The 13,100-nt window shown below is 64.1% G+C and carries 12 protein-coding genes; 6 read left to right on the forward strand and 6 right to left on the reverse strand.

Going from position 1 to position 13,100, the window contains the following annotated elements; translation table 11 throughout:
* Positions 1-46 precede the first annotated feature (46 nt).
* The 4 genes from F8G81_RS08540 to F8G81_RS08555 all read right to left on the reverse strand — a co-directional run bounded on the left by F8G81_RS08540 (position 47) and on the right by F8G81_RS08555 (position 3,224).
* On the reverse strand, positions 47-976 hold the full coding sequence (locus F8G81_RS08540; protein WP_267278556.1) for an NAD-dependent epimerase/dehydratase family protein: 930 nt from the start codon (positions 974-976) through the stop codon (positions 47-49).
* Complete coding sequence (locus F8G81_RS08545) at positions 973-1,629, reverse strand: MerR family transcriptional regulator (protein WP_267278557.1); 657 nt, start codon at positions 1,627-1,629, stop codon at positions 973-975. The genes F8G81_RS08540 and F8G81_RS08545 overlap by 4 nt, the downstream gene beginning before the upstream one ends.
* Positions 1,630-1,714: 85 nt before the next feature.
* A complete protein-coding gene (locus tag F8G81_RS08550; RefSeq protein ID WP_267278558.1) occupies positions 1,715-2,584 on the reverse strand; it encodes an Fpg/Nei family DNA glycosylase in 870 nt (289 codons plus the stop codon).
* Between the two features lie 4 nt (positions 2,585-2,588).
* The gene (locus F8G81_RS08555; RefSeq protein ID WP_267278559.1) at positions 2,589-3,224 is read right to left on the reverse strand and encodes a hypothetical protein; all 636 of its coding nucleotides are present in this window, start codon (positions 3,222-3,224) and stop codon (positions 2,589-2,591) included.
* A 119-nt stretch (positions 3,225-3,343) separates the two neighbouring features.
* Between F8G81_RS08555 and gcvH the strand changes: the two genes are divergently transcribed.
* The 5 genes from gcvH to F8G81_RS08580 all read left to right on the forward strand — a co-directional run bounded on the left by gcvH (position 3,344) and on the right by F8G81_RS08580 (position 6,435).
* A complete protein-coding gene (gcvH, locus tag F8G81_RS08560; protein WP_267278560.1) occupies positions 3,344-3,730 on the forward strand; it encodes a glycine cleavage system protein GcvH in 387 nt (128 codons plus the stop codon).
* Between the two features lie 152 nt (positions 3,731-3,882).
* Entirely contained in the window at positions 3,883-4,359 is a 477-nt protein-coding gene (locus tag F8G81_RS08565) for an FHA domain-containing protein (RefSeq protein ID WP_267278561.1), read from the forward strand.
* Positions 4,360-4,382: 23 nt separating this feature from the next.
* Positions 4,383-5,099 (forward strand): MerR family transcriptional regulator, encoded by a 717-nt coding sequence (locus F8G81_RS08570; RefSeq protein WP_267278562.1) that lies wholly within the window; start codon positions 4,383-4,385, stop codon positions 5,097-5,099.
* The gene (locus F8G81_RS08575) at positions 5,099-5,602 is read left to right on the forward strand and encodes a bifunctional nuclease family protein (protein ID WP_267278563.1); all 504 of its coding nucleotides are present in this window, start codon (positions 5,099-5,101) and stop codon (positions 5,600-5,602) included. Before F8G81_RS08570 ends, F8G81_RS08575 begins: the two co-directional genes overlap by 1 nt.
* A 236-nt stretch (positions 5,603-5,838) precedes the next feature.
* Entirely contained in the window at positions 5,839-6,435 is a 597-nt protein-coding gene (locus tag F8G81_RS08580; RefSeq protein WP_267278564.1) for a MerR family transcriptional regulator, read from the forward strand.
* 120 nt (positions 6,436-6,555) lie between these two features.
* On the opposite strand, the gene F8G81_RS08585 is transcribed toward F8G81_RS08580, so the two are convergent.
* A complete protein-coding gene (locus F8G81_RS08585; RefSeq protein WP_267278565.1) occupies positions 6,556-7,377 on the reverse strand; it encodes a ParA family protein in 822 nt (273 codons plus the stop codon).
* Between the two features lie 301 nt (positions 7,378-7,678).
* Here F8G81_RS08585 and F8G81_RS08590 point away from each other — a divergent pair, with 301 nt between their 5' ends.
* Positions 7,679-11,077, forward strand: coding sequence for a pyruvate carboxylase (locus tag F8G81_RS08590; protein WP_267278566.1), 3,399 nt, complete (start codon positions 7,679-7,681; stop codon positions 11,075-11,077).
* Positions 11,078-11,181: 104 nt separating this feature from the next.
* Here F8G81_RS08590 and F8G81_RS08595 read toward each other — a convergent pair whose 3' ends face one another.
* Positions 11,182-12,993: an AMP-dependent synthetase/ligase gene (locus F8G81_RS08595; protein WP_267278567.1), complete on the reverse strand. Its 1,812-nt coding sequence runs from the start codon at positions 12,991-12,993 to the stop codon at positions 11,182-11,184.
* Positions 12,994-13,100: the final 107 nt, after the last annotated feature.

A 13,100-nucleotide genomic window follows, 5' to 3' on the forward strand; every position in this document is an offset into this window, starting at 1 on the left:
GATTCTTTCTCGCCGGGGCTTTGTCGTATCTTCAGTGGATCTTGCGTCAGGGCGTTGACTGAAGCGTCCGCTGCCGGTGCTCCCGTGCGGCTGCGATTCCGTCCGCATACGCGGTGGGGGTATGCCCAAATGTTGTGGTGAAAGCGCTGGAGTCGAAGACGTAGGGCGCCTCGTACTGGTAGGCCATCTCCAGGGTCTCCCTGGCCGCAGGAACAAAGAGTGCGCCCATACGCAGGGTGCCTGAGGACATGGTCCGGTACGGCGGGCGGGCGCCGGAGAGCCCGAGGTAGTCGGCGCCAGTCAGGGCCGGGGCAGTTGGAAGGTGCCATATGCGTCCACGGGCGCGTTCGTCCGTGCCCAAGACGGCCAGTGCCCTGCCGATGTCCGGCGTGAAGGTCATCGAATGGGGTTGGTGTGCATCGAAGAGCCACACCGGTGCCTTGCCCTTGGCGATATTGTCTATGACGAAGTTGTTGAACACACTGGTTGACGCTCCCGGCCCGTAGAAGTCAGCGCTGCGGCCGATATTACAGCTGAGGCCGCGCTCCCGGGAGGCAGCCTCAAGGATCCTCAAAAGCGAGGCGCGGACGCGGCCCTTCCGGGTACAGGGCCGGATGGGCGTCGACTCCGTCATGGGGCCTTCCACTTGGCCGTACGCATAGACGTTGTCGAAGAACACCAGGTGGGTGCCATGGGCAAGGCAGGCGTCGATGGTGTTCTGCATGATTGTGGGCCAGTCCCGTCTCCATGCCCGGGTTGTGTACGGCACCCCGACGGTGAGGTAGGCAACGTCAGCGCCGCGGAGCGCCACCATTGCTGACTCCGCGTCCCGAAGGTCAGCCAAGATGGGCGTTGCCGTTGGCAGATTCGGCATGGACCGGGCGACGGAACAGACCGTCCGGCCCTCGGCCAGAAGCGCCCCGATGGTTTCCCTGCCAATGATCCCGTTTCCTCCGAGCACTACGTGTTTGCTCATGTCGCTTCCTTTTCTCCTGGGGTTCCTGCCGGCAGCGGAAAGAGGTCCGCTGTTTCGTTCTGCTGGGCCAGGCGTCTGAGTCCGGCAATCAGCGCGTCGCCCAGGACGGTCCCCACCACCATCAGTTCGGCAATAAGGTCCGGGCGGGTGCGGCTTCCTAAGGCACTGAGATCGGCCCGCGCGATCAGTGCGGCAGCCTGCGCGTAAGCATCCAGGTACTCGTCTGGGGGCTCAAAGCCGATAGTTGCAAACGCATCAAGCGTCCGTGCGGCGACCTCGAAGCCAGGATTCTCCTGGCTGGTGTGCCAGCCTTGTGCGTCGACGAGCTGGTTGATCCGGCCTCGCGCCAGGGGTTCCGCTGTCCCCGCCATCGCCTGGCCAACGCCCAGAGCATGCTGGGCTGCTTCGAACGTATGCGCCAGCGATGTGTCATCCGAGTCCAGGGTGGCAAGCACACGCTTAGTGGCAGCCACCGACAGGCCGCCCGTGTCGATAAGCGCCCGCACCAGCTTCACCCGCTGGACGTGGCTGTCGTTGTAAACCGTCTGGTTGCTGTGGACACGCTCGCCGCCGGACACAAGCCCCTCTCGCTGGTAGTACTTCACCGTCGTCGCGCTGACGCCGGTTTGCCGGCACACTTCGGAGATCTTCATACGCTGATAGTAACGCTATCGATAGTTTAACTACCAATACTTGCGCGTGATATTTTTCGTTGCTGTTTTCCAGCGGGATCAGGGGCTATTTAAGGAATTTCGAGGTTCTGCGGTCGGCCAGGATCTTGCCCTTGGTCTGGCACGTGGGGCAGTACTGAAGGGCGGTATCCGCGAAGGAGACTTCCCTGACAGTGTCCCCGCACACCGGGCACGCCTGCCCGGTCCGGGCGTGGACCCTCATGTGACTCCGTTTTGCATCCTTGAGTTCGTTCGGAGGCCTGCCTTCGGCTTCCGCCATGGCAGTGCCCAGGATGCTGTGGATGGCGTCGTAAAGGACCTGCACGGTATCCCGGTCCAGGGACTTGGCGATCGCAAAAGGGGAGATCCTGGCGGCGTGAAGGATCTCGTCGCTGTACGCGTTCCCTATTCCGGCGATCACGCTCTGGCTGCGCAGGAGGCCCTTGATCTGCTGTGAGCTGGATCCGATGATCTCTGCCAGCATGCCGACGTCGAACGCCGGGCTGAACGGATCCGGGCCCAGGGCCGCAATCCCCGGGACGTCCAGGGGGTCGCGGACCACGTACACAGCCAGGCTCTTTTTCGTTCCTGCCTCGGTCAGATCCATGCCCAGGGGACCGTCCTCGCCGGCGAAGGCAAGCCGCGCGGCGATGTGGCCCTTGCCCATCCGCAGTTGGGTATCAGTGGGGGAGTCCGTGAAACGAACCCATCCAGCCCTGGCCAGATGGAACACAAAGGACGGGCCGTCCGTATCAAGGCTCACGAATTTTCCAAAGCGCCGCACGCCGGTCACGGTCCTGTCCTGCAGGGCGGTGTACGGCGGATCCGCTGTCTTCAGCACGGCAAACGAAACGATCTGGACTTTACGCACCGTTGTTCCGCGCAGGTGCTCATCGAGGAAACCGGCCAGGCCTGCGACTTCAGGAAGTTCCGGCATGGCCTTACCTGCCGTTGGCCCGGTCGGCTGAGGCGGCTGATGTTCCGGCATCGATGCTGGTCCCGGCAGGCTTCCCGGCCGTAGCCTCCGTCGCGGCGGACGCTGCGGCACGTGACCGTTCGGCGTCGGCCTTTTTGAAGGCCTTCACTTTCCTGCCGCGCTGACGCCAGTTGGCCCACAGGAGGGTCCCGGCGGCAAACACCACAACGGCGGCAACAGCCGAGAGCTGCGTCCAGAGCGGAAACCATGTGGCCTCGGTACCCAGGATCCGCTGGCCGTTATGGGCTGCCGTGGAGTTGCTGATCATGATGGCCGCGGTCAGGAGGTTCGGCGTGGCAAGCGCCACGGCCACAAGGAGCAACGCGAGCTTCCATGGCCAGCGGACTGCCTTGCGGGTCGCCTGCCAGGCGACCATCACCGGGACAAGCGTGAAGGTGAATCCGTAGAACATTCCCAGCAGGATCCCGGCGCCCAGATTGCCGCGGACCTGGTCCCTGATCACGTTTGCCCACCAGACGGGCAGGATGGCCGCCAGGGCAAAGTAGGCGATGACCAGAACCAGCACAGCCGCCCCGGCGAGGATGATCGTGGCAGCCCAGTTGCCCTTTTTCCGGAGTGTTGCCTGCGCTTGTTCTGTCATGGGTCCCATCATGTCAGAACCCACCTCGAACGCCGGTGGACTTGTGCCTATACTTTCAAGCGGCGGCTTGTTTTCCAGGCCCCGATCGACCCGGTGTTTGACCCGATGAAAGGCCCGAGATGAGCAACATTCCCGAAGACCTGTCCTACACGGCCGAACACGAGTGGGTCACTGCCCCCAACTCCGACGGCGTGGTCCGGGTGGGCATCACCGATTTTGCCCAGGACGCCCTGGGAGACGTTGTCTATGCACAGATGCCTGAGGTAGGCACAAAGATCACGGCCAATGAAGTGGTGGGCGAGGTTGAATCCACCAAAAGCGTGAGTGACATCTATGCGCCGGTCAGCGGCGAAGTGGTGGCCCGGAACGACTCGCTGGACACGGATTCCGCCCTGATCAACAGTGATCCCTATGGCGACGGCTGGCTCATTGAGGTCAAACTCGCAGAAGCTGATGCGGTGGAGTCATTGCTCAGTGCATCCGAGTACGAACAGCAGGTAGGCTAAAGCTAGCCGGTTCAACCGGTCCGGCCTGAGGCGCAGACTCCATGTCTTCGCATGTCAGGCCCGGATTGGGCCGGCTGCTGGATAGGCGAGGCTTATCTGGAGGGCAAATGGTGATTGCAGGCTTAGCAGCTGCAGCGGAAGAGGAGGAATCCATGGTTGGCCACAAAAAGAAACCTGCCGACAGGGATTACGGCGCTGGTGAGGCCAAGTCATCGGAGACCACCTCGATCCACCTCACACCCGTCACCGACGAACCCACCATCACTCCCAGGCTGTCGCCGGAGGAACGGTCCTCGGTGGAGGCTCTTCCCGCCGGATCCGCGCTCCTGATCGCCCACACGGGCCCCAACGCCGGCGCCCGCTTCCTGCTGGACTCTGACGTCACCACTGCCGGACGGCACCCCGACGCCGATATCTTCCTGGACGATGTCACCGTTTCCCGCCGCCACGTGGAGTTCCGGCGCACTGAACGTGGCTTTGAAGTGGTGGACACGGGCAGCCTCAACGGCACCTACGTCAACCATGACCGCGTTGACAGCGTCGAGCTGAGGTCCGGCAGCGAAGTCCAGATCGGAAAATTCCGACTCACCTTCTACCTGAGCCCTGCCCGCGCTGCAGGCCGCGGCTGACCCCGGGACAATTGCCTGTGGCAATGGCACAACCGGAGCGCCGCGGACCGCAGGTCCTGAACATTGGGGAAGTCCTCGCGCAGCTGAGCAGCGACTTTCCGGGAATGACTGCGTCCAAAATCAGGTTCCTGGAAGAAAAGGGACTGATCAACCCGCGACGCACCCCGGCTGGCTACCGGCAGTATTCCGACGGCGATGTTGAACGCCTTCGTTTTGTGCTCGCCCTCCAGCGGGACCAATACCTGCCCCTGAAAGTCATCAAGGACTACCTCGACGCCATCGACAGGGGCGAACGCCCGGAGAACCTGCCTCCCGGCGTCGTGGTTTCCCCGCGCATTGTTTCCGATGAACTCGCGGCCGAACTCCAGAACCGCGGGCGGAAGCTGAGCGAAGAACAGCTGCGGACGGAATCAGGGGCAAGCGTGCCATTGCTCCAGTCACTGCTGAGCTTCGGGTTGATCAGCCACAGCAACGGCGCGTTTGACGAGCACGCCCTGCAAGTGGCCCGTGCCTGCGTCCAGCTGGAAAGCCACGGCCTGGAGCCCCGCCACTTCCGTCCGTTCCAGGCGGCGGCGGAACGCGAGTTCGGGCTCGTGGAGCGGGCCGTGGCACCCCTGGCTTCACGGAAGGATTCCGCGTCCCAGGCCCGGGCCGCCGAAGCCGCCCGGGAAATCAGCGACCTCTGCCTCACACTGCACCGGGCCCTGGTGCAGGACCACATCTCACGCATGGACATCTGATGATCGAAGTAGAGATCGTAGGCGTTCGGATCGAACTGCCTTCCAACCAGCCCCTGGTTCTTCTTCGCGAGATCCGCGGCGAACGCCACGTGCCCATCTGGATCGGAACCCCGGAGGCCAGCGCCATTGCCCTGGCCCAGCAGGGGGTGGTGCCGCCCAGGCCCATGACCCATGATCTCCTCGTGGACGTGGTTGAATCGCTGGGCCACTCGGTGGTCAGCGTCAATATCGTGGCGGTGGAAGACAACATCTTCTACGGCCAGCTCCAGTTCGAGAACGGAACCACTGTCAGCTCGCGGGCGTCTGATGCCCTGGCTATCGCCCTGCGGGCCAAGTGCCGGATCTGGTGTGCCGACTCTGTGATGGATGAGGCCGGCGTGCGCATCACCGAGCACGACGAAGGCGAGGACACCGAGCCCGGGCCTACGGTGGACGAAGAGCGCGAGCTGCGACGCTTCCGCGAGTTCCTGGACGACGTGGAGCCGGAAGACTTCGACGGCTGAGGTCACGTTAAGGTTAAAGTTAAGCCTGAAACTTTCGACACGCCCCTCGAAAGCCCCTTACATCTTTGACCTTGGGACTCAGCAGGCCTAACGTCGAAGGTATCAAGCTCCCATTGCTTACGGCAGCCCCGCAAGTCACACTGTAAGTGCGACCCGCGAAATTACATGCATGGACTTCATGCCGGTGAAATGCTGCTGTGCAGTTGTCCCGGGGGCTAAAGACAAGGAGGATCCAGGTGAGTCCCAAAGGCGAAGCAGGCGAGCTGAAACAGCCCACAACGGCTGGTGCTGCTGTCCCCGCCAGCGGTGCCCAGGGCCTCCTGTTCACCGAAGATCTTCCCGTCCTGGACGAGGACGCCGGCTACCGCGGCCCGACCGCCTGCAAGGCCGCCGGAATTACCTACCGCCAGCTGGATTACTGGGCACGGACCGGCTTGGTTGAACCGGCCGTCCGCGGCGCAGCCGGTTCAGGCTCCCAGCGGCTCTACGGGTTCCGGGACATCCTGGTCCTCAAGGTCGTCAAGAGGCTCCTGGACACCGGCGTTTCGTTGCAGCAGATCCGGTCGGCAGTTGAGCACCTCCGCGAACGCGGAGTGGAGGACCTGGCACAGATCACCCTCATGAGCGACGGCGCCAGCGTGTACGAATGCACCTCCGCTGACGAAGTCATTGACCTCGTCCAGGGCGGCCAGGGTGTGTTTGGCATTGCGGTGGGACGTGTCTGGCGCGAAGTTGAAGGCAGCCTCGCATCACTTCCCAGTGAGCACGCGGCGGTGCAGTCCTTTCCCGACGACGAGTTGAGCAAACGGCGGGCGGCCCGCAAGACCGGCTGAGCACAGCCGCCGCTGCCCGCGGCCGGACAGCATTTTGAACTGTTAAAGTGGAGGCCACCTTCCCTGCTGGGGAAGGTGGCCTCCACTTTTCTGCCTGTAGGTGCGTTGCCCGTCCGGCCGCTACCGCTGGCTGCGGCTCCGCAAACCGTTGCCGACGGCGAGAAGGTTGGCCAGGAGGGTGTCGAACAGCGCCGCGGCTGATTTGGCGGAATCCCCGGGCCAATGGTGGACGGGGTGGGCGGCGCCCTGGATCTGCTGCCAGTTCGCCTGTTCCGGGATCCTGGGGCTCAAGAGGAGTTCACCAAACATCGACTCCATTTCGGCCAAACGGTACGTATGCTCGGACGAGCCGCTGCGGACACGGTTGGCCACAATGCCGGCCGGGGAAAGGTTGGGCGCGAATTCCTGCCGGAAAAGCTGGATGGCGCGCATCGTCCGTTCGGTTCCTGCGACGGAGAAGAGCCCTGGCTCTGCTACGAGGGCAACCTTGTCGCTGGCGGACCAGGCCATCCGTGTCAGTCCGTTGAGGGAGGGCGGGCAATCAATCAGGACCAGCTCGTATTTATCGGCGCCGGCCAGGACAGCCGACAACCGGCGCAGATCGCGCCGGCCAAGGTCGGGGCGGTCATAGATTCCGGTATAGGCCGAGCCGACGGCGACGTCCAGGACCGCGGGCCCGGAGCCATTCGAATGGGCGTGGGCGGTCCAGCTGCTGCCGGCCACGTTCTCGGCGAGCTTCGCCCGGCGCGGGCTCTTCAGCATCCGGCCGATGTCCAGCTGATCACCTGGCTGCACGCCCATGGCTGTGGTCGCGTCCGCGTGGGGATCCAGGTCCACCACCAGTGTGGGGATGCCTGCGGCCAGCGCCGCAGACGCCAATCCTGTGGTGACGGAAGTCTTGCCGACCCCGCCCTTGAGGCTGCTGATGCTGACTACTTGCACTTGAGAGACCAAAACCTAACGACGGCTGCCATGTTGGGGGTAGTGTTTGCTCCGGCAGTGCCGAAGCCGGGCGGCTCCTGCCGCCCTACTCATCATATGTTGATGCACTGGCGAATCCCGCCTTATCGGGCGTCGGCATGGCACCGCTGACGATGTGTTAGGCCTTTGCCGTTTGCACAGCTTGTAGTACGGGTGATGACGGACGGATTTGTGACAGTCGCCACATTGATTTGTATTTCTAAGCGCGGGTCTTAGACACTGTGACCACTTACCGATACACCCGCAATGATGCAGGAGAAGTATGTTTTCCAAGATTCTGGTGGCCAACCGCGGCGAAATCGCGATCAGGGCATTCCGGGCCAGCTACGAGCTGGGCGCCAAGACCGTTGCTGTTTTTCCGAACGAGGACCGCAACTCGATCCACCGCCAGAAGGCCGATGAGGCTTACCTGATTGGTGAGGAAGGCCATCCGGTCAGGGCTTACCTCGACGTGGCCGAGGTGGTCCGTGTGGCCAAGGAATCCGGCGCCGACGCCATCTACCCCGGCTACGGCTTCCTCTCGGAGAACCCGGACCTGGCCCGTGCTGCGAAGGAAGCGGGCATCACGTTCGTTGGTCCGCCGGCTGAGGTCCTGGAGCTGGCGGGCAACAAGGTTGCCGCCTTGGAAGCTGCCCGAAAGGCCGGCGTCCCGGTCCTGAAGTCCAGCCAGCCGTCTAAGGACCTCGACGAGCTCATCGCTGCGGCTGACGAAATCGGGTTCCCCATCTTTGCCAAGGCAGTCGCCGGCGGCGGCGGGCGCGGCATGCGCCGGGTGGACACCCGCGATGCCCTTCCGGAAGCCCTGCAGTCTGCCATGCGCGAAGCGGATGCGGCGTTCGGTGATCCCACCATGTTCCTGGAGCAGGCCGTCCTGCGGCCGCGGCACATCGAGGTCCAGATCCTCGCCGATGCCGAAGGCAACGTCATGCACCTCTTTGAGCGTGACTGTTCCATCCAGCGCCGCCACCAGAAGGTTATTGAGATCGCCCCCGCGCCCAACCTTGATGAGGGGATCCGCCAGGCGCTGTACCGGGACGCGGTCAAGTTCGCGAAGGCACTGAACTACGTCAACGCCGGTACGGTCGAGTTCCTGGTCGACACAGTCGGCGAACGGGCCGGCCAGCACGTGTTCATCGAAATGAACCCGCGCATCCAGGTGGAACACACTGTTACCGAAGAAGTCACGGACGTGGACCTGGTGCAGGCGCAGCTGCGGATCGCCTCCGGCGAAACGCTTGCGGACCTGGGGCTCTCCCAGGAGTCGGTCCAGCTCAAGGGCGCAGCCCTGCAGTGCCGCATCACCACCGAGGACCCTGCCAACGGGTTCCGGCCCGACGTCGGGAAGATCACCGGCTACCGTTCCGCTGGCGGCGCCGGTGTAAGGCTCGACGGCGGCACCGTGTACTCAGGTGCCGAAATCAGCCCGCACTTCGACTCCATGCTGGTGAAGCTCAGCTGCCGTGGCCGCGATTACCCTGCCGCCGTGGCCCGCGCCCGCCGTGCCCTTGCCGAGTTCCGAATCCGTGGCGTCTCCACGAACATTTCGTTCCTGCAGGCCGTCCTGGACGACCCCGACTTCATTGCCGGCAACGTGGCGACCAACTTCATCGACGAGCGTCCCCAGCTCCTGAAAGCCCGGGTTTCCGCTGACCGCGGCACCAAGCTGCTGACCTGGCTGGCCGAGGTCACGGTGAACAAGCCCAACGGCGAGCTCACCGTCCATTCCAACCCCGCAGCCAAGCTGCCTTCGGTTGCGGGCACGCAACCGAAGCCGGGATCCCGCCAGCGGCTCCTGGAACTGGGCCCGGAGGGCTTCGCCAAGGCCCTTCGCGAGCAGACAGCCGTGGCTGTCACGGACACCACCTTCCGCGACGCCCACCAGTCCCTGCTCGCCACCCGGGTCCGGACCCGCGACCTGGTGGCTGCCGGCCCGGCCGTCACGGCCCTGCTCCCGGAACTGCTCTCCGTTGAGGCCTGGGGCGGCGCCACCTACGACGTCGCCCTGCGCTTCCTCGGCGAGGACCCGTGGGACCGCCTTGCCGCGCTCCGGAAGGCGCTGCCGAACGTGTGCATCCAGATGCTGCTCCGCGGCCGGAACACCGTGGGGTACACGCCGTACCCCGAGGAAGTCACGGAGGCCTTCGTCAACGAAGCAGCCGCCACTGGCATCGACATTTTCCGGATCTTCGATGCGCTCAACGACGTCAACCAGATGGCGCCTGCCATCCGTGCAGTCCGGGCCACCGGCACCGCCGTGGCCGAGGTGGCCCTCTGCTACACGGGCGACCTTCTGAACCCCGACGAGAAGCTGTACACGCTCGACTACTACCTCGAGCTGGCACAGAAGATTGTGGATGCCGGCGCGCACATCCTTGCCATCAAGGACATGGCGGGCCTGCTCCGTCCCGCAGCCGCCGCCAAGCTGGTTGCCGCGCTCCGTGAGCGCTTCGACCTTCCGGTCCACCTGCACACCCACGACACCGCAGGCGGCCAGCTGGCCACCCTCTTGGCTGCTGTGGACGCAGGCGTGGACGCGGTAGACGTAGCGTCTGCATCGCTGGCCGGAACCACCAGCCAGCCCTCGGCGTCGGCCCTCGTGGCGGCGTTGGCGCACACACCGCGTGACACCGGGCTTAGCCTGGCCGCCGTGAGCTCCCTGGAGCCCTACTGGGAGGCCGTGCGGCGGGTCTACGCGCCGTTCGAGTCCGGCCTGCCGGGCCCCACTGGCCGGGTATACCTGCACGAAATCCCGGGCGGCCAGCTCTCCAACCTCCGTCAGCAGGCCATGGCACTGGGCCTGGGAGAGCGCTTCGAAGCCATCGAGGACATGTACACCGCGGCAGACCGCATCCTGGGCCGGCTGGTGAAGGTCACGCCGTCTTCAAAGGTGGTGGGCGATCTCGCGCTCCACCTCGTGGGACTCAACGCGGACCCCGCGGACTTCAACGAAAACCCGCAGAACTACGACATCCCCGACTCCGTCATCGGCTTCCTCTCCGGTGAACTCGGCGACCCGCCCGGAGGCTGGCCGGAACCGTTCCGGACCAAGGCCCTCCAGGGCCGCAGCATCAAGGTCCGCGACGTTGAGCTCAGCCCAGAGGACAGCGCCGCACTGCAGGGCGATTCCAAGACCCGCCAGCACACGCTGAACAGGCTGCTCTTCGACGGTCCCACCAAGGACTACCTCAAGAGCGTCGAAACCTACGGGAACATTTCTGTGCTTGACACCCGCGACTACCTTTACGGTCTTCAGCGGGGAGAAGAACACGAGATCCAGCTGGAGAAGGGCGTCCGGCTGATCGCTTCCCTCGAGGCTGTCTCGGAGCCGGACGAAAAGGGAATGCGTACCGTGATGTGTACGCTGAACGGCCAATCCCGGCCTGTGGTGGTGCGGGACCGTTCGGTGGTCAGCAACGTCAAGTCCGCTGAGAAGGCTGATCCTGCCCAGCCGGGGCACGTCGCTGCGCCGTTCGCCGGTGCCGTCTCGGTCACCGTCGCCGTGGGTGACACCGTGAAGGCCGGCGATACCGTAGCCACCATCGAAGCGATGAAGATGGAAGCGTCCATTACGACGCCGGTGGGCGGCAAAGTATCGCGGCTTGCCATCTCCTCGGTGGAACAGGTCCAAGGCGGGGACCTGCTCCTGGTCGTGGAGCAATAAGCTTCAATTCATAGAACAACAAAAAGGTCCTCCCGGTGGGAGGACCTTTTTGTTGTTCGTCGCGCGGGGCCTGCCGGCATAACCTCAGGCGGCCCTTGTGGTCATCAGGACCTGGGAGCCGCGTACATCTCTTCGATGACAGTTTCGAAGTCCTTCATCACCTGTGCCCGCTTCACCTTCATGGAGGGGGTCAGGTGTCCGGAAGTTTCGGTGAAGTCAGCCGGCACGATCCGGAACGACTTGATGGCTTCCGCCTGGGAAACAGACCCATTGGCGGCGGTGATCAGATCCTGGACCGCTGCCTTGACTACCGGGTTGGCGGCGGCGTCGGCCAGGGAGGTGTTGGACGGGAGGCCATGGCGCTGGAGCCAGCCCGGCAGGGCCTCCTGGTCCAGCGTGACCAGGGCGCCGATGAACGGCCGGTTGTCGCCGACCACCAGGACCTGTGACACGAGGGCATCGGCCCGGATCTGGTCCTCGAGCAGGGCGGGGATCACGTTCTTTCCGCCGGCAGTAACGATGATCTCCTTCTTCCGCCCAGTGATCCAGAGGAAGCCGTCCTCGTCCAGCCGGCCGATGTCACCCGTGCGGAACCAGCCGTCGTCGGAGAACGTCTCCGCCGTCAGGTCCTCCCGCTTGTAGTAGCCGCGCATGACGCAGGCTCCCTTGGCGAGGATCTCGCCGTCGTCGGCAATTTTGACGGCATTGCCGGGAAGCGGCTTGCCGACTGAACCGATCTTGATCAGGGACGGCGTATTGACGGAGATGGGAGCCGTGGTTTCGGTCAGCCCGTAGCCTTCCAGCACCTGCAGCCCGATGCCCTGGAAGAAGTGGCCCAGCCGTTCGCCCAGGGGGCCGCCACCGGATACAGCGTGCGCAACATGGCCACCCATGGCGGCCCGGAGCTTGCCGTACACCAGCCGGTCGAACAGGGCGTGCCGCAGTTTCAGTCCCAGCCCCACGCGTCCCTCCTGGCGTGCCTTGGAGAAAGCGATGGCGGTATCGGCTGCCTTATGGAAGATGGCACCCTTGCCGCCGTCCTCGGCCTTGGTGAGGGCTGAGTTGTAGACCTTCTCGAACACACGAGGCACGGCCAGGATGAAGGTGGGCTCGTAGCTCTGCAGGTCCGAGAGCAGGTTCTTGATGTCAGGAGTGTGCGCCACCGTTGTTCCGGCGGCCATGGCCAGGACGGAGATGAACCGCGCGAAGACGTGTGCCAGGGGCAGGAACATGATGGTCTTGGCGTTCTCGTGGACGATCTCGCCAATGATGGCCAGTGCGTTGTCCGACAGTTCGACGAAGTTGCCGTGGGTCAGTTCGCAGCCCTTGGGACGGCCCGTGGTTCCGGAGGTGTAGATGATCGTGGCGCGGTCCGTGAGCTTTGCCGATGTCCGGCGGGACTCCAGCTCGTCGTCGCTGACGGCACGGCCGGCCTCGCGAAGCGCGTCCAGTCCTGCACCCTCCAACTGCCAGACGTGCTGCAGCGCGGTCAGGCCTTCGGCAGTGGCGGCCTGGCGGATGACGTCCTCATGATGGGCTGCTTCGCCAAAGGCGGCAACGGCACCGGAGTCACCCAGGTTCCATGCCACCTGTGACGGCGATGAGGTTTCGTAGATGGGGACGGAGATGCCGCCGGCGAACCAAATGGCGAAGTCCACCAGGGCCCATTCGTAGCGGGTGCGGGACATGATTCCCACCCGGTCCCCGGCGCCCACGCCGCTGGCAATCAGGCCTTTGGCCAGGGCCGTGACGTCTGCCAGGAAGTCGGTGGCGGACACGTTCTGCCACGTGCCTGAGGAATCCAGCCGCGAGAACAGGGCCGGATTGCTGGGCTTCGCTGCCTGGCGCAGCACCAGATCGGTGATGTTGGTTTCAGGTGGGACAACAACCAGCGGCGGAACACTGAATTCGCGCACTATAGCTCCTTTGATATCCATAGACCCGCACAGGGTATGTCTAAAGACTAGTACCCCTGTGCGCGGCCGTGCAGTTACAAATCTACTGATGAGTAACTTAGCAGTCA

The organism is Arthrobacter sp. CDRTa11 (assembly GCF_026427775.1).
GTDB lineage: Bacteria > Actinomycetota > Actinomycetes > Actinomycetales > Micrococcaceae > Arthrobacter.